The sequence below is a fragment of the Bradyrhizobium sp. CCBAU 25338 genome (genome assembly GCF_028128965.1).
Lineage (GTDB): Bacteria > Pseudomonadota > Alphaproteobacteria > Rhizobiales > Xanthobacteraceae > Bradyrhizobium > Bradyrhizobium liaoningense.
This window is the reverse complement of sequence record NZ_LFKY01000032.1, coordinates 74,100-90,103: the sequence shown is the minus strand read 5'-3', so window position 1 is coordinate 90,103 and position 16,004 is coordinate 74,100. Positions and strand designations below refer to the sequence as shown.

At 64.0% G+C, this 16,004-nt stretch carries 15 protein-coding genes; 4 read left to right on the top strand and 11 right to left on the bottom strand.

From position 1 onward, the window contains the following. Positions 1-96: 96 nt before the first annotated feature. Both ACM42_RS12520 and ACM42_RS12515 read right to left on the bottom strand, forming a co-directional pair. Positions 97-273, bottom strand: coding sequence for a hypothetical protein (locus ACM42_RS12520; RefSeq protein WP_271528204.1), 177 nt, complete (start codon positions 271-273; stop codon positions 97-99). A 102-nt stretch (positions 274-375) separates the two neighbouring features. Further along, the gene (locus tag ACM42_RS12515; protein WP_271528203.1) at positions 376-2,112 is read right to left on the bottom strand and encodes an adenylate/guanylate cyclase domain-containing protein; all 1,737 of its coding nucleotides are present in this window, start codon (positions 2,110-2,112) and stop codon (positions 376-378) included. Between the two features lie 319 nt (positions 2,113-2,431). Here ACM42_RS12515 and ACM42_RS12510 point away from each other — a divergent pair, with 319 nt between their 5' ends. Beyond that, complete coding sequence (locus ACM42_RS12510; protein WP_271528202.1) at positions 2,432-4,621, top strand: lytic transglycosylase domain-containing protein; 2,190 nt, start codon at positions 2,432-2,434, stop codon at positions 4,619-4,621. 75 nt (positions 4,622-4,696) lie between these two features. Here ACM42_RS12510 and ACM42_RS12505 read toward each other — a convergent pair whose 3' ends face one another. Together ACM42_RS12505 and ACM42_RS12500 are read right to left on the bottom strand one after the other, a co-directional pair. Then, positions 4,697-5,059: a hypothetical protein gene (locus ACM42_RS12505; RefSeq protein WP_271528201.1), complete on the bottom strand. Its 363-nt coding sequence runs from the start codon at positions 5,057-5,059 to the stop codon at positions 4,697-4,699. After that, on the bottom strand, positions 5,056-5,244 hold the full coding sequence (locus ACM42_RS12500) for a hypothetical protein (RefSeq protein ID WP_035672022.1): 189 nt from the start codon (positions 5,242-5,244) through the stop codon (positions 5,056-5,058). The genes ACM42_RS12505 and ACM42_RS12500 overlap by 4 nt, the downstream gene beginning before the upstream one ends. 1,169 nt (positions 5,245-6,413) lie before the next feature. On the opposite strand from ACM42_RS12500, the gene ACM42_RS12495 reads away from it, so the two are divergent. The 3 genes from ACM42_RS12495 to ACM42_RS12485 all read left to right on the top strand — a co-directional run bounded on the left by ACM42_RS12495 (position 6,414) and on the right by ACM42_RS12485 (position 9,582). Continuing rightward, positions 6,414-8,399: a PAS domain S-box protein gene (locus tag ACM42_RS12495; protein ID WP_271528200.1), complete on the top strand. Its 1,986-nt coding sequence runs from the start codon at positions 6,414-6,416 to the stop codon at positions 8,397-8,399. Further along, a complete protein-coding gene (locus ACM42_RS12490; RefSeq protein WP_028181758.1) occupies positions 8,396-9,070 on the top strand; it encodes a response regulator transcription factor in 675 nt (224 codons plus the stop codon). The genes ACM42_RS12495 and ACM42_RS12490 overlap by 4 nt, the downstream gene beginning before the upstream one ends. Before the next feature lie 95 nt (positions 9,071-9,165). Then, positions 9,166-9,582 carry a response regulator transcription factor gene (locus tag ACM42_RS12485; RefSeq protein ID WP_271528199.1) on the top strand — a complete coding sequence of 139 codons (417 nt, stop codon included), beginning with the start codon at positions 9,166-9,168 and terminating at the stop codon, positions 9,580-9,582. 101 nt (positions 9,583-9,683) lie between these two features. Here the strand turns inward: ACM42_RS12485 and ACM42_RS12480 are convergent, their stop codons facing one another. The 7 genes from ACM42_RS12480 to ACM42_RS12450 all read right to left on the bottom strand — a co-directional run bounded on the left by ACM42_RS12480 (position 9,684) and on the right by ACM42_RS12450 (position 16,004). Continuing rightward, positions 9,684-10,655: a tripartite tricarboxylate transporter substrate binding protein BugD gene (locus ACM42_RS12480; RefSeq protein ID WP_271528198.1), complete on the bottom strand. Its 972-nt coding sequence runs from the start codon at positions 10,653-10,655 to the stop codon at positions 9,684-9,686. 89 nt (positions 10,656-10,744) lie between these two features. Then, on the bottom strand, positions 10,745-11,986 hold the full coding sequence (locus ACM42_RS12475) for a threonine synthase (RefSeq protein WP_271528197.1): 1,242 nt from the start codon (positions 11,984-11,986) through the stop codon (positions 10,745-10,747). Between the two features lie 141 nt (positions 11,987-12,127). After that, positions 12,128-13,549 (bottom strand): dihydrolipoyl dehydrogenase, encoded by a 1,422-nt coding sequence (gene lpdA / locus ACM42_RS12470; RefSeq protein ID WP_271528196.1) that lies wholly within the window; start codon positions 13,547-13,549, stop codon positions 12,128-12,130. A gap of 17 nt (positions 13,550-13,566) precedes the next feature. Continuing rightward, on the bottom strand, positions 13,567-13,800 hold the full coding sequence (locus tag ACM42_RS12465) for a hypothetical protein (RefSeq protein WP_271528195.1): 234 nt from the start codon (positions 13,798-13,800) through the stop codon (positions 13,567-13,569). Between the two features lie 22 nt (positions 13,801-13,822). Beyond that, positions 13,823-15,184 carry a pyruvate dehydrogenase complex dihydrolipoamide acetyltransferase gene (locus ACM42_RS12460; protein WP_271528194.1) on the bottom strand — a complete coding sequence of 454 codons (1,362 nt, stop codon included), beginning with the start codon at positions 15,182-15,184 and terminating at the stop codon, positions 13,823-13,825. Between the two features lie 62 nt (positions 15,185-15,246). Then, positions 15,247-15,699 carry a nucleoside deaminase gene (locus ACM42_RS12455; protein ID WP_035672010.1) on the bottom strand — a complete coding sequence of 151 codons (453 nt, stop codon included), beginning with the start codon at positions 15,697-15,699 and terminating at the stop codon, positions 15,247-15,249. Between the two features lie 2 nt (positions 15,700-15,701). Further along, positions 15,702-16,004: a DUF5076 domain-containing protein gene (locus ACM42_RS12450; RefSeq protein WP_271528193.1), complete on the bottom strand. Its 303-nt coding sequence runs from the start codon at positions 16,002-16,004 to the stop codon at positions 15,702-15,704.

Below are 16,004 nucleotides of genomic sequence, written 5' to 3'. Positions count from 1 at the left end.
GAACCCCGGCCTTCCCACCACGAGCCACCGCCGATCGGCGATGCCCGCATGCTGCGAGAATGCGCGCTAAATGTTAAGAACGGATTTCAGCCGGCCTCAGGCCGCAGCCGTGGTCGCGATCGCCTGCCGAATATCCACCGCCAGCTGGCGGTACTGCTCCCCGAGCTTCAGATAGAACTCGCGCTTGGTGCTGTCGGTGGCGAGCTTGGCGATCAGTTCGCATTCGGCGGTGAGCGTCTCGAACCGTTCCAACCTGTCCTGAAGTTCTGTCATCGGCGTGTCCCCGTCAAACGCCACAAGGACAGCTAACCTAAATCCGGGAAATAGGTCACAGCGAACATCGTTATGGGGTAGCATCAATTTTTCCGCGACAGCCTATTTCTGCTCGAGCCGCCAGGTGCCGTCCCAAGCGGCATCCGGCGGATTGGCTGCGAACTGCCCGATGCGGCCGAGCATCGTGCGCGAGGGACCGTCGCCGGGGACCGCCTCGAGCGCCGCGTTGAAGGCGGCACGTGCGTCGTCGAAGCGCCGGGCACGATACGCGGCGAGACCTTCGGCATAGTGCGTACGCAGGCTGACTTGCGCATCGGTGAGTGCGCCCGGTCGCGCCATCACCTCGAAGATCGCCTGCGGCGCGCTTTGGCCCGCGACCGCAAGACGGTCGATCTCGCGCAATTCGAGGCGCGATCCAATCGCATCCGCTGTCGCCTGCGAGATCAGAATGCGGGTGCCGTAGACCTTGTTGACGGTCTCCAGCCGCGAGGCGAGATTCACGGCGTCGCCCATCACGGTAAAGCTCATCATCAGCTCGGAGCCGATGCTGCCGGTCAGGACCTCGCCAGTGGCGATGCCGATCCGCAGATCGCACGGCGCGGGCATGGCGCGGATACCGAGCAGATCGGGCAGCTGCTTCTGCAGCGCAGGCACCTGGTCGGCCATCTCGACGGCAGCAAGCCCGGCGAGCAGGGCCTGCTCGTCCTCTTCGATGAAGGGCGGGCCCCAATAGGACATGATGGCGTCGCCGATATATTTGTCGATGACGCCGCGATTGCTCCTGATGGGGCCGGACATCACGGTGAAATAGTGATTCATCACCTTGACGAGGCCGCGCGGGGTCATGCCCTCGCTCATCGAGGTGAAGCCGCTCATATCGCAGAACATGATGGTCATGACCCGGCGCTCGCCCTCGATTGCGACCTCCGGCCGCTCGATCAGACCCTGCACCACCTTGGGGTCGATGTAGCGGCCAAAGGTCTCCCGGATGCGCTCGTTGTGCCGCAGCTGCTCGATCATGCGGTTGAAGGCCGCGGCGAGCTCCCCGATCTCGTCCTGCGTCGAGACGGCGATGGGCTTGTCGAACCGGCCCGCTTCGACCTCGCGGGTGCCGGCCAGCAGCAGCCGTACCGGACGCGTGATGCCGCTGGACACCAGCAGCGCAAACGCAAATCCGACGATCGCCGCGAGCAATGTCACGACTCCCGAAACGATGATCGTCTGATGCTGGCGGCTGATCACCTGCGACGTCGAAAAGAAGACCTGCGCCAGCATATCGCCGCGGATCGTATCGATCTTCCGGTTGAACTGTTCGCGCAGCACGTCGATGTGTTCCAGCGTGCCGCGCGCCTCGGCCATCTGCTTGGCGTCGACCTGCTTGAGGAGCTTCGCATGGTCCTCGCTCAGATCGCGCCGCAACTCGGTAACGGCGGTGTCGATGCGGATATCGATTCGCGCCAGCGCGGCATTGTCGGAAAACGTCCTGGGGTCCTCGATGATCGCGTTGATCAGCTTGCGCGCGGCCTCGGCCTCCTCCTCGATCCTGCGGTCCGATTGCTCGAATTCGCGAAGGCGCGCCGCGTAGGCCTCCTCGTCCGACGGCGCCTCCATCCGGGTCATGATCATCCGCCGCAGCGCCAGCGCCCGCTCCAGCGAGCGAATGTTGGCGCGCGCCAGATGGCTGTAGGCCGGGATGTAGCGGTTGGTCAGTTCATCGAGCAGGACGCCGACCTGGCTGGACATCACCATCGACAGGATCGAGGTGACCAGCATCAGGACGATCAATCCGAGGGCGATGCCGACGATCTTGCGCCGGATCGACTGGTTGAAAATCGGCATGGGTGCGGAAGGCAAAGGCCAAGAGGACGGAACGAGGGAACTCCATACACCGGACTGGCTGCGGGAACACGCGCAATCTTGGCCCTCCTGGCGTCCTGCACCATGCAACCGTCGCGCGAGCCCGACCGTTAACAAAGGTTAACGGCTCTGCCCTTTTCTCCTTTGCGGAAGTTCCCACGGGGCATCGGTTTTTTGCCGCATTGTTGCGACAGCGTCAGGATGCGGAACGATGCCTCGGCATCGTTCGCTAGTTTGATTCTCCAGCCGCATGTCGTCGCGGACCTTGGTTTTGTAGTGGTTTCGCAGGGGGGACCATCGAATGAACCAGTGCCTACGCTCGCTCGCGTGTTTCGTTGCCGTGGCCGCGATGGCCCTCCTTCCCACAGAACTGGCCGCCAAAAGCAGCCACAAATCGGCCGCGCCGAAGAAGACGCATGAGGCGAAAGCCGGCAAGCACCGCCATGCCTCCGCCGGCAAGGCGCGGCACGGCAAGCATGCCGAGGCCAGGCGCAAGTCGAAGAAGACGGTCGACCAGCCCGCGGACAGGCCGGCACCGCCACCGCTGACCGGCGACCTCGCCGCGCTGAAGGACGCCATCGATCTTGTGCGCAAGGGCAAGACGGATGACGCGAGCGCGGCGCGCGACCGCATCGCCGATCCCGCCGGACAGAAGCTCGCCGACTGGTTCATGCTGCGCCATTCCGAGAGCACGGCGAATTTCAAGCGCTATGCCGCCTTCCTGGCCGCCAATCCGGACTGGCCGAGCAGCGCGCTTTTGCGCCGGCGCGCCGAGGCGCGGCTGTGGCAGGAGAAGGCCGACGCCGCCACCGTGCACAAGTTCACGATGGGCCGGCCGACCAGCGCCAAGGGCAAGTTTGCGCTCGCCCGCGTCTTGCGCACCGAAGGCGATACCGACAGCGCCGCCCGGCTCGTGCGCGAAGCCTGGCGCGCCGACGAATTGTCCGAGCGCAGCGAGGAGGATTTCTACGAAGCGTTTCGCGATCTTCTGTCCGCTGACGATCACCGCGCGCGCATGGACAAGCGGCTCGGCGCCAAGGATTACGCGGGCGCGAGGCGCGCGGCCAAACGGCTCGGCGAGGATGCGCTCGCGATCGTGAAAGCCTGTGCCGCGGTCACCGGCAAGTCCAGCAAGGCCGGGGACGATCTCGATGACGTCTCCGCTGACGCCCGCCGCGATCTCGGCTACGTTCTGTGCCGCGCACAATGGTACCTTCAGAAGGACCGCATCGACGACGCTGCCGAGGTGATCCTGGCCGCCGCACCGGACACCATGGCGGCCCAGGACACCGACGCCTGGTGGCGCGAGCGTCGCCTGCTCGCACGCAAGCTGCTCGACCAGGGCAAGTTCAGGACCGCCTATGACGTGGTGCGCACGGCCGCGGTGCCGGAGAAAGAAGTCTATCGCGTCGATTATCACTTCATGTGCGGCTGGATCGCGCTGCGCTTTCTCGATGATCCCGTGACGGCGATGGTGCACTTCGCCGCCATCGACGAGGGCTCATCCAATCCGATCGCGCTGTCGCGCGCCCATTACTGGCGCGGCCGCACCGCCGAAGCCTTGGGCGCAATGGCCGATGCGCGCATGAGCTATCGGGCGGCGGCACGCTATCACACCGCCTATTACGGCCAGCTCGCCCGCGCAAAGCTGGGCCTCGACCGGATCGAGCTGCGTCCGCCCTCGCCTGTGCTGGCCTCGGCCGACACGGCCCCCGCGGACGAGCGCGTGCGCGCGGCCGACATGCTCTACGCCATCGGCGAGCGCGACATGGTGTTCTATTACGCCGAGGACTTCGCCAAGGAGAGCAGCGATGTCGCAGCGCTCGAAGCCCTCGGCGAGGTTGCCCGCCGGCGCAACGATGCGCGCGTGATGCTGGAGGTCGGCAAGACGGCGCTGGCGCGCGGGCTCGCGCTCGACCATTACGCCTTCCCCACCATCGGCATCCCCGAGCACAAGCAGGTCGCGCCCGCGATCGAGACCAGCGTGATCTATTCGGTGGCGCGCACCGAAAGCTCGTTCGACCAGCGCGACAAGTCCCATGCCAACGCGGTCGGGCTGATGCAGGTGACGCCGGAAGCGGGCCGCGATACCGCCAAGCGGTTCGGCCTGACCTATGACTGGGGCAAGATGGTCTCCGATCCCGTCTACAACACGCAGATGGGCGCGGCCGAGCTCAGTGCGCTCTTTTCGGAATACCGCGGCAACCAGATCATGACCTTCGCCGGCTACAATGCCGGCCGTGGCCGCGTGCGCGAATGGGTGCAGACGCGCGGCGATCCCAGGAATCCCAATGTCGATCCGGTCGACTGGGTCGAGCGCATCCCGCTGTCGGAGACCCGCAACTACGTCCAGCGCGTGATGGAGAACGTGCTGGTCTACCGCACGAGGTTCGAGGGCAGCGGCATGGTCGCCGGCAAGAGCGACCAGCGCGTCGTCGCGCAGGAGGCCGGCGCAACGGCACCCGTGGCGGCCGCAGCGCCCGCTCCCTAGGCGACGTCGCCGGGGCTGGACACGGCGCCTGCCAGGTTGCGTCGCTGCGGCTTCCACGCGAGCGCCGTCGCGTAGCTAGGTGTCACCTCCTTCCATCGTGATCGGATCGCGACCGTCCAAGTATGCGCCGGTCAAGGTTCTTGCGAAGGTCCAGGCGTGGATCGTGCAGCTCCAGCAGAAGACGGCACCCAGGACCGTAAACATCTCGACCGCGTTGCGAGCGGCGACCTCGACGTTCCCGGAGGCCGGCTCGTTGCGCCCAGGCACCGACCATTGCGTTAGCAGCGTCACGAGTTCGCCACGCCGGTAGCAATCGTAATCGCAGTAGCGACGCTGCGTCCGCACATGCCGGACATAGCCGGACCGGATCGATCGCGAGCAGGTGCTGCACGTGGCCGCGCACAACGGGGGCTCGTGATTGACCACCATGAATTTCATGAAGCCGCCCTCATGCGATCTTTCGCAAGCATCTCGCAGAACAGCGCGTAGCACTGATGATCGCAGTAAGGCAGACGGGTCGCGATCTCGCGGAGATAGCTGCCGCTGATCGGCTCGCAGCACTGCATGCACCAGGCCTGCCGGAACGGGGTCCGGTCGTTCACCAGCACGAACGCGAATCTCATGTGGCACCTCCCAAAGCGAAGCAGTAAACGCTATCCAACGGCGACACTGCGGGCGGCGGAGCGCAAAGATGGTTTCGGCCGTCCGGATTATCCCTGTTTCGCTCCACCTTTTGCGGTGGAATCAGAATGTATCTCCCGTCCTCCCGGCGCCGGGCATAGATCTGGTCGTCGATGTATTTGATATCGGTCGGATAGCAGTCAGCACTGTTGCAACAACTGACGCCCGGATTATCCGGCATGTGCCAGGTCGAATAGAATTTCTCGTGCAGCGCCTGGTCCTGGGGTGGGTGCCGGCGATGTACGGCATCATGTCCCGTCTCCTGTGCCCGGACCGTCGCAGTGGAGCCGAGGAGAACCATCGAGCACAACAGCTTGCATGAACGGTTCAACGTACGCTCCCGGATCAGCCCCTCGGACGATGTCAGCTCTCTTATTCGGCCTCACGCGGCCTGAACCCGGAACAACCACCGGTGATCGCGCTCGCGGCGCGTGCGGAAGCGATCGACACACTTCTTGGAGCAGAGCGCGGTGCGCCAGGAATAATAGCGGATCAGACCAAACTTGCCGCCACACACCGCACAGCCATTGACTGAAGAGCAACATTCGGACTCGGATCGGCCACGCTCAGGAAGCACCGATGTCACGCACATTGTCGTCTTCCTCCCTTGCTCGCGCTTTGCCAGTTCGTTTCCTTCGACTCATGCGGGTCGTGAATTGCCACAAATTGCAGCGGCATCGTCCTTGGTCTTTGCCTGCCGGCAAGACGCCTCCGCCGCAAGCTTCAGACCGGTTTTCGTGCGCTCGCTGCGATTGGCTGCGACACTCCCGATCGGTCATGAGGCTATTCCCCAGGGCACGAGACGCTCAATTGTACGCAGGTAAATGACCGATATGATTAGGAATGGAGGAGCTATACTTAGGTTTGTCCGTACTCGCCCGGGGCTCCCGACGGCTCATGTGCAACGAGACGGCGCACGATGCTCCGGCCGCACGGTCACCGTGAAAATCTTTGCCCGCATGGCGTACGTGATGCGCCGCACCGGACAGGGTGGCGACGGTCAAGTCACAGGCGAACGTGATAACTGCCCATCCGACTTTGGCGGGAATTGCTCGTCCCACCGCAACGTGCTCTACTCGTATTTGCGCAGAGAACGCCGGGAGCATCTGCGATGAAGCCTGGCCGAGCAGCAACATTCGGGAAGTCAGCCGCGCAATTCCTCGCCGGCTGCGTAAGGCAAACCGTCACCGCTAAGCCGCGCAGCGAGCCCGATGGTGACGACTTGCTCGAGGCGGTCAAGCAGTGGCAGCAAGTCTTCGAGCACACCCCGGTCATGTACTTCATGGTCGATCCAGCCGGAACCGTGATCAACGTGAACACGTTCGGCGCCGCGCAACTGGGCTATGCCGCCGCGGAGCTGATCGGCCGATCGGTGCTGGATGTCTTCTTCGAGGAGGATCGCGACTTCGTCCGCGCCTGTGTCACGCTGTGCCTTGAGACCGTCGATCAGTCCCACACCTGGGAGATCCGGAAGATACGCAAGGACGGCTCGGTGCTATGGGTGCGCGAGAATGCCAAGACCATGCTGCGGGGCGATGGCGGACCAATCGTCCTGGTTGCCTGCGAGAACATCACCGAGCGCAAGGAAGCCGAGAATGCGCTACGACAAAGCGAGGCTTATCTCGCCCAGGCGCAGGAACTGAGCCACACCGGCAGTTTCGGATGGAAGGCCGCAACCCGCGAGATCACCTGGTCCAAGGAGACCTATCGCATCTTCCAGTGCGAGGAGGGAACCAAGCCAAAGATCCCGTTCATGCTCCAGCGGATCCATCCGGACGACCGGCTCGCGGTGCAACAGACAACGGCTCGGGCCGCGCGAGAGGGAAAGGATTACGATCACGAATACCGGCTCGTGATGCCCGACGGCTCCATCAAGTATGTCCGAGCGGTGGCCCGCGCGATGCGAGATTCAAACGGGAGCATGGAGTTCGTGGGATCAGTGACCGACATCACGGCGACCAAAGAGGCAGAGCGCAGACTGCGTGCGAGCGAGCAGCGCTTCCGCGACTATGCCGAGACCGCTTCCGACTGGTTCTGGGAAACAGGGCCAGACCATCGCGTCACCCAGATATCGGAACACTCCGATACCATGACCGCTCCCGCCGGCCTGATCGGACTCACGCGTTGGGATATCGCTCCTGACGCCGATCTCGAACCGGAGAAATGGCAACAACACCGGGCGGCGCTCGACGCCCACGTCCCCTTCCGCGACCTGGTGTATCGCAGCAAGGATCGCAGCGGGCAGCCGATCTACGTCCGGACCAGCGGCAAGCCGTTCTTCGACGCCGACGGCGCTTTTCTGGGCTATCGTGGCGTCTGCACTGACGTAACCGCGGCCATCCGGGCCAATCAGGCCGAAGACGCACTGCGCAAGGCCCAGGCCGAACTCGCCCATGTGACGCGTGTCACGACTCTGGGTGAGCTGACCGCTTCCATTGCCCACGAAATCAATCAGCCGCTCGCCGCTGTGATCGCAAACGCCGACGCCTGCCTCGCCTGGCTGCAGCGCAATCCGCCCGACCTCAAAGCGGCCGGCCGCTCCGTCGAGTGGATCATCGAGGATGGCACGCGCGCCAGCGACGTGATCCGTCGCGTTCGAGCGCTCGCCAAGCGCTCCGACATCGACATGGCTCCGCTCGACGCCAATGTCGTCGTACGGGAGTCGGTGGCGCTCGTTCAGCGTGAGATGGCCAGCCACGCCGTGTCGGTGCGAATGGAGCTGTCGTCGGCACTGCCGAAAATATTCGGCGATCGAATTCAATTGCAACAGGTCCTGATCAACCTGATCATGAACGGGATCGAGGCCATGGAAGACGTCCATGATCGCCCGCGCGAGCTGGCGATCCGTTCAGCGGCGAGCGGCGATGGCGCGGTGCTGGTGAGCGTTTCCGACTGCGGAGTCGGCATCAGTGAACAGGCGATCGACCGACTGTTCACGCCGTTCTTTACCACGAAGTCCACCGGCATGGGCATGGGGTTGTCGATCTGTCGATCCATCATCGAGGCGCATGGTGGACGGCTTTTCGCCGCACCCAACCAGGAGCACGGCGCGACTTTTCAGATCACCTTGCCCCTCCATCGAGAGGAAACTTCGTGACCGAGCGCGGGGAACCTCCACCACCGCAGGCGGAGGACGGCGATCAGCCAATTGTCTTTATCGTCGACGACGACGCGTCCATGCGCCGTGCGCTCACCAATTTATTCGAGTCGGTCGGCCTCAAGGTCGAGGCATTCGGCTCGGCACCACAACTCCTCCAGGCCAAGCCGCCGGAAGTCCCCAGTTGCCTCGTGCTCGACATCCGCCTTCCCGGCGCCAGCGGCCTTGACCTTCAATCCGATCTTGCCAAGGCGAATATCCACACGCCTATCATCTTCATTACCGGTTACGGTGATATTCCCATGACGGTTCGGGCCATGAAGAGCGGCGCGATCGACTTCTTGACCAAGCCGGTCCGCGACCAAGACATCCTGGATGCAGTCCAGGCCGCGATCGAGAGAGACCGCAAGCGCCGCGACCTCAACAGGACGGTCTCGACCGTGAGATCCCGCTTCGAGTCACTGTCCTCGCGGGAGCGAGACGTATTGTCCCTGGTGACGGCCGGGCTGATGAACAAGCAGGTGGCCGCCCAGCTCGGATTGGCGGAAATTACCGTCAAAATCTATCGCGGCCAGATCATGCGGAAAATGGGCGCGAAGTCGCTGGCCGATCTGGTGAGAATGAGCGAGGCGCTCGGGATAGGGTCCAACAAGCCCGACGCACAAACCTAAGTATGAGTTTCCAATCGCAACAGGCAGGTCCACCTTATCGGTTTATGTGCAGCCGTGGCGACGGCAAGCGTGATGCCGGGTGAGGAGCGGACGTCTTGTCAGCGGCTTCGGTCATTTCGGTGCTTGACGACGACCCTTACGTGCGGGCCGCTATCAAAAATCTTCTGGAATCGCGCGGGTACGTCGTCCACACATTCGCCTCAGCCGAGGAGTTTTTGAGGTCGCCCGATTCGAATGGCACCTCGTGTGTGATCGCCGACGTGCAGATGCCGCTGATGACTGGAATCGATCTTTTGACGCAGATGCGCGCGCATGGTTCGGCGGCGCCGTTCATCTTCATCACGGCCTTCCCGGATGAGAGCGTACGGGTGCGTGCCCTCAAAGCCGGAGCAATCTGTTTTCTCGGCAAGCCGTTCGCCGCCTCGGATCTGATGCAGTGCCTGGACCGTGCGCTGGCGGCAGGTCACGAAACCTTGCAGCGAGCGCCCGGCGGCCAGCAGACGCGACGATGACGGCGATCAGGATCAATCCCGCTTCTCGCGAGGGCTTCCCGCGAAATGGCCCGCGCGCTCGCAGAACCTCACGACATACCGCGAGGCATGCGTTGCCCGCTTCAATCCACCTTGATGTTCGCCGCCTTGATCATCGGCCACCATTTTGCGATCTCGGCCTTCTGGCGGGTGCCGAGCGCATCGGGCGTGAGCTGATCCTTAGGGGGCATCTCCAGGCCCTGGCTTTCGAGCTGCTTCCTCACTCCGGGGTCGTTCAGCGCTTCCACGGCGGCTGCATTGAGCTTGGTGACGATCTCCTTCGGCGTGCCCTTCGGAACCCACATGCCCGACCACAGCGTCATGTTGAAGCCTTTCAGGCCCGCCTCCTCCGCGGTCGGAATGTCGGGCGCCGAGCGCAGGCGCTTGTCGTCGGTGATGGCATAGGCGCGGATGGTGCCGGCGCGGACCTGGTTGATGGAGTTGGAGGTCTGGTCGACGATGAGGTCGATCTGGCCGGCGATGAGGTCGTTCAGCGCGGGCGCGGTGCCGCGATACGGCACGTATTGCAGCTTGATGCCGGAGATGTTCTCGAAATAGACGCCGGCGATATGGCTGCCGGAGCCCGCGCCGGCGGTGCCTGCGGTCGGCGGCGACGGCCGCGACTTCAGCCAGTCCAACAGCTCCTTCAGCGAGGTCGCAGGCACCGAGTTCTTGCTGACGACGATCATCGGATTGCTCGGCAACAGCACCACCGGCTCGAGGTCGGCGACGAGATCGTATTTGAGCTTGTAGACGGCACCGTTGGCGACGTGGGTGCCGAGATGGCCGAAGGAGATGGTGTAGCCGTCCGGCGGTGATTGCACGGCACGGCCGACGCCGATCGAACCGCCCGCGCCGGTGACATTCTCAATCACCACGGGCTGCCCTAACGTCACCCGCATCCGGTCAGCGAGGACTCGCGCCATCGCATCCGACGGTCCGCCGGCCGCGAAGGGCACGATGACGGTGATGGGACGTGAGGGATAGTCGTCGGCGCGCGCGGCGCCGGTCACAGCGAGAATAGCAATCAGCGCAGCCCAAGCGGCCTTCTTCATTGTCTTCTCCCCAGCGATGTCTTTGTTGTTTTTTTGGCGCTCTGCCCGCGTACGGGAAGAGGGATCATTCGCAGCCAATTTTCTTCGCGCTAGAACTGCGCGTAATCAATCGGCTTGTGACGGTCGAGCGTGCGGGTGACCGGCGGCAGCGGGTACTTCAGGCCGGTCGCGCAGTTGAACAGCATCACGCGGTCGGTCTTGCTGACGCGGCCGTCGGCGAGGCTCTGCTTGTAGGCGGCGTAGGTGGCGGCGCCCTCGGGGCACAACAGCAGCCCCTCCTCGCGCGCAACCTCGTTCAGCGCCGACGAGATCTTGTCGTCGTCGACTGCGATCGCGAAGCCCTTGCTTTCGCGCACCGCGCGCAGGATCAGGAAATCGCCGATCGCCTGCGGAACGCGGATGCCCGAGGCAATGGTGTGGGCGTCCTCCCAGCGCGTGGCGTGCTCGGTCCCGGCCTCATAGGCGCGCACCATCGGCGCGCAGCCCGACGCCTGCACCGCAACCATGCGCGGGCGCTTGCTTCCGATGAAGCCGATCTTCTCGAGCTCGTCGAACGCCTTCCACATGCCGATCAGGCCGGTGCCGCCGCCGGTTGGATAGAAGATCACATCGGGCACATCCCAGCCGAGCTGCTCGGCGAGCTCGAGGCCCATCGTCTTCTTGCCTTCGATGCGATACGGCTCCTTCAGCGTCGAGGTGTCGAACCAGCCAACCTTCGCCTTGCCCTCGCCGACGATCTTGCCGCAATCGTCGATATAGCCATTGACGCGGTAGACGGTCGCGCCTTGCAGCTCGATCTCGCTGACATTCACCTCGGGCGTGTCGGCCGGGCAGAAGATCGTGGTCTTGATGCCGCAGGACGTCGCATAGGCCGCAAGCGCCGCGCCGGCGTTGCCGTTGGTCGGCATCGCCATGTGCTTGATGCCGAGCGCCTTGCCCATCGACACCGCCATCACGAGGCCCCGCGCCTTGAACGAGCCGGTCGGCAGCCGCCCCTCGTCCTTCACGATGATCTCGCCACCGCCGAGTTTTGCGCCGAGCTTGGGCAGCCGGATCAGCGGCGTCGTGACCTCGCCGAGCGAGACGATGTCCTTGCATTTGCGCACCGGCAGCAGCTCGCGGTAGCGCCACATGTCGCCGGGGCGCTGGGCCAGCGCATCCTTCGTCAGCGCCTTCTTCACGCCGGCGAGGTCATAGCGCACCAAGAGCGGCTTGCCGGCCTTGGAGAGGTTGTGGACCTGGTCGGCGGCGTAATGGTCGCCCTCCATCGCGCATTCGAGATGGGTGACGAAGGTCGGGCGTTCGATGGTGAGGTTGTCGTTGTCGTGCATGGCTCGATTCTTTCTTCTTCCTTGTGTCGCCAGTTTCTTGCATCCGCCATTGCCGGGCCTGACCCGGCAATCCATCCCTTGAAGAGCGCTTCGCTTGATGGATGCGCGGGACAAGCCTGCGCATCAAGATCGGAGAACTGATCAGATATTCAACACCCTTCCATACGCATCCAGCACGGCTTCCTTCATCATCTCCGACAGCGTCGGATGCGGGAACACCGTGTGCATGAGTTCTTCTTCCGTGGTCTCCAGGTTCATGGCGACGACGTAGCCCTGGATCAACTCGGTGACCTCCGCGCCGACCATGTGGGCGCCGAGGAGCTGACCGGTCTTCTTGTCGAAGATCACCTTGACCAGGCCCTGGTCCTCGCCGAGCGCGATGGCCTTGCCGTTGCCGACGAAGGGGAAACGGCCGACGCGGATCTCGCGGCCGCTCTCTTTCGCCTTGGCTTCGGTGAGCCCCACGGACGCCACCTGCGGATGGCAATAGGTGCAGCCCGGGATCATGTTCTTGTCCATCGGGTGCGGGTTGAGGCCCTTGATCGCCTCGACGCAGACCACGCCTTCATGCTCGGCCTTGTGAGCCAGCATGGGCGGGCCGGCAACGTCACCGATGGCGTAGATGCCGGGAACGTTGGTCTTGCCGTAGCCGTCGACGACGATGATGCCGCGGTCGGTCTTCACGCCGACCTTTTCGAGGCCGATATTCTCGATGTTGCCGACGACGCCGACGGCCGAGATCACGCGCTCGAACTCGGTCGTGACGGGCTTGCCCTTGCCGTCGTCGATGGTTGCGACGACGCTGTCGGCCTTCTTCTCCAGCTTGGTCACTTTGGTCGAGGACATGATCTTGATGCCCTGTTTCTCCAGCCGCTTGCGCGCAAGGCCCGCGATCTCGGCATCCTCGACGGGCAGGATCTGCGGCAGCACCTCGACCACGGTGACGTCGGAGCCCATGGTGTGGAAGAAGGAGGCGAACTCGATGCCGATCGCGCCGGAGCCGACCACCAGCAGCGATTTCGGCATCCGCTCCGGCACCATCGCCTCGAAATAGGTCCACACCAGCTTCTTGTCGGGCTCGAGCCCGGGCAGCACGCGCGGCCGCGCACCGGTCGCGACGATGATGTGCTTGGCCTGATAAGTCCCCTCGCCCAGCGCGCCCTTCGGGCCCTCGACGTCGGACTTCTTCACGGTGACCTTGCCGGGCGCGTCGATCGAGGCGGCGCCCCAGATCACGCTGACCTTGTTCTTTTTCATCAGGAAGCCGACGCCGTCATTGAGCCGCTTCGAGACGCCGCGCGAACGCTGCACCACCGCCTTCGGATCGAACGACACCTTCTCGGCCGACAGGCCGTAATCCTTGGCGTGCTGCATGTAGTGATAGATCTCGGCCGAGCGCAGCAGCGCCTTGGTCGGAATGCAGCCCCAGTTCAGGCAGATGCCGCCGAGATAGGATTTTTCGACAATCGCCGTCTTGAAGCCGAGCTGCGCGGCCCGGATCGCGGTGACGTAGCCGCCGGGACCGGAGCCGATGATGATGACGTCGAAGGATGTGTCGGCCATAGCGGCTCCCGTTCAACTCAAGAGGCGCCGCGGGCGCGGCGCTTGACCAAAAGAGACCTCACCAGCCATTCGAGCACCACCACCAGGACCATCACGGCCAGTGCGGTGAGCGCGATCGGCTGGGCGATGTTCCGTGCCAGTTGCTCGCCGGCAAAGAACGCTGAGTGAAGAAAATCGAGCCCGATCGGGTTGAGCGCGACGACGGCCCCGAGCAGCAGCGATATCCATGGCCAGCGGGTCCGGACATGCAAGGTTGCCCCCTCTGCCGCCGCGTCAGACCATCATCATGACGGGGTTTTCGATCAGCTGCTTGAAGGCGCCGATCAGCTCGGCGCCGAGCGCGCCGTCGATGGCGCGGTGATCGCAGGACAAGGTCACGCTCATCATGTGCGCGATCTCGATCTTGCCGCCGCGCACCACGGGACGCTCCTCGCTGGTGCCGACCGCAAGGATCGTCGCATGAGGCGGGTTGATCACGGCAGTGAAATGGCTGATGCCATACATGCCGAGGTTGGAAACGGCCGTGGTGCCGCCCTGGTACTCCTCGGGCTTGAGCTTGCGCGAGCGGGCGCGCGCGGCGAAGTCCTTCATCTCGTTGGAGATGGTCGAGAGCGTCTTGGTCTCCGCTTTCCGGATGATCGGCGTGATCAGGCCGCCGGGCATCGCGACGGCAACACCGACGTCGGAATGGTGATGCTTGACCATGCCGCTTTCGGTCCAGCTCACGTTGCAGTTCGGAATCTTCTGCAGCGCCACCGCCATCGCCTTGATGACGAAGTCGTTGACCGAGATCTTGTAGAGCGGCTTCTTCTCATTGTCCTTCGGCGCGGCAGCGTTGATCTCCTCGCGCGCGGCGAGCAGCTTGCCGATGTCGCAGTCGATGGTGAGGTAGAAGTGCGGGACGTTCTGGATCGATGCGGTCAGGCGCTGCGCAATGGTGCGGCGCATGCCGTCATGCGGGACGATGTCGTAGGAGCCGGGCTCGAACAGCGACAGGATCTGCTTGTCCGACATGGTCGGCGCGATCGAAGGCGCGGACGACGGAGCAGCAGCAGGTGCCTTGAGGCCCTTGCCCGATTTGGCCTGCTCGACGTCGCGGGCGACCACGCGGCCATGTGGACCGGTACCTGCAATCATCGAGACATCGATGCCGGCGTCCTTGGCCAGACGCCGCGCCAGCGGCGACGAGAACACGCGGCCGCCATGGCCGTTGCTTTGCGCTGCCGCCTGCGGCGCAGGTGCGGCGGCGGGCGGCGGAGCGGCCTTGGGCGCGGCGGGCGCCGGAGCCGGCGCAGCAGCCTCAGCGGGCTTGCCTGCCGTCTTTTCAGCAGATTTGGGCGGCGCGGCCGAAGCGCTGGGCTTGGCGCTACTACCCGCAGCCTTCACGTCCTCACCTTCGCCGGCGAGCACGGCGATCACGTCGTTGACCGGGACATCCTGCGTACCCTCGGGCACCAGGATCTTGGCGATCGTGCCCTCGTCGATCGCCTCGACCTCCATGGTCGCCTTGTCGGTCTCGATCTCGGCGATGACGTCGCCGGATTTGACCTTGTCGCCTTCCTTCTTCAGCCACTTGGCGAGGTTGCCCTTCTCCATCGTCGGCGACAGAGCGGGCATCAGGATGTTGATGGGCATGCTGACCTCACGAAGAACTTCTCAAAAACGCCGTCCTCGATGTGAAGACGAGCAGACCAGGTTTAGTTGCCGATGTCGCCCTGCCACAGGCGCTCATTTGCTGGGATGGAACGCCAATTCTTCATCATGGTGATGGAGCGGTCGTCGGCAAGGTCGATCCAGGGGATCCCGAACTTGTCGAGGATGTCCTTGGAGCCTTCGAAGGTGACGGATTCCCCGATCACCACCAGCTTGACCTTGAACAGCGCGAGTGCGCCGGCACACATCGAGCATGGCGACAGCGTGGTGTACATCACGGTGTCGTGGAACTTGATCGCGCCGGCTTCGCGCAGGCAGCTCATCTCGCCGTGCAGGATCACGTTGTTCTCCTGCACGCGGTTGTTGTGGCCGCGGGCGATGATCTTGTTGTCGCGCGTCAGCACGGCACCGATCGGCAGACCGCCTTGCGCGATCGAGGCTTCAGCCTCGCGGATCGCCTCGAGCATGAAATCGAAGTGATAGGATTCGATCGCCATGGTCAGTGCCCCTTCCCGCGCGGCGTCGTGGTGCCGGTGTCGGTGGGACGCTCGATCTCGGCCTGGAACATGTCGAGGATCCGGTTCAACGCGTCCTCCTCGGTATATTCGCTTTCGCGCGCATAGGCGCGCGCGGCATGGCGGGCGAGATCGACGAGCAAGAGGCCCCACATGTCGGGCTCCTCGAAGGCGCGCTGGAACGCCATCGACAGCCCGCCGTCCAGCACGAACACGCGCAGGATCTCGACCGCGTCCTCGCGGTCCATGACGTCGGGTGGCAGTGGCTGCTCCTTGGTGCCCGCCAT

Coding starts and splice junctions, on each gene's coding strand:
- ACM42_RS12520 (WP_271528204.1), bottom strand. CDS start 273: ATGACAGAACTTCAGGACAGGTTGGAACGGTTCGAGACGCTCACCGCC.
- ACM42_RS12515 (WP_271528203.1), bottom strand. CDS start 2,112: ATGCCGATTTTCAACCAGTCGATCCGGCGCAAGATCGTCGGCATCGCC.
- ACM42_RS12510 (WP_271528202.1), top strand. CDS start 2,432: ATGAACCAGTGCCTACGCTCGCTCGCGTGTTTCGTTGCCGTGGCCGCG.
- ACM42_RS12505 (WP_271528201.1), bottom strand. CDS start 5,059: ATGAAATTCATGGTGGTCAATCACGAGCCCCCGTTGTGCGCGGCCACG.
- ACM42_RS12500 (WP_035672022.1), bottom strand. CDS start 5,244: ATGAGATTCGCGTTCGTGCTGGTGAACGACCGGACCCCGTTCCGGCAG.
- ACM42_RS12495 (WP_271528200.1), top strand. CDS start 6,414: ATGAAGCCTGGCCGAGCAGCAACATTCGGGAAGTCAGCCGCGCAATTC.
- ACM42_RS12480 (WP_271528198.1), bottom strand. CDS start 10,655: ATGAAGAAGGCCGCTTGGGCTGCGCTGATTGCTATTCTCGCTGTGACC.
- ACM42_RS12475 (WP_271528197.1), bottom strand. CDS start 11,986: ATGCACGACAACGACAACCTCACCATCGAACGCCCGACCTTCGTCACC.
- lpdA (WP_271528196.1), bottom strand. CDS start 13,549: ATGGCCGACACATCCTTCGACGTCATCATCATCGGCTCCGGTCCCGGC.
- ACM42_RS12460 (WP_271528194.1), bottom strand. CDS start 15,184: ATGCCCATCAACATCCTGATGCCCGCTCTGTCGCCGACGATGGAGAAG.
- ACM42_RS12455 (WP_035672010.1), bottom strand. CDS start 15,699: ATGGCGATCGAATCCTATCACTTCGATTTCATGCTCGAGGCGATCCGC.
- ACM42_RS12450 (WP_271528193.1), bottom strand. CDS start 16,004: ATGGCGGGCACCAAGGAGCAGCCACTGCCACCCGACGTCATGGACCGC.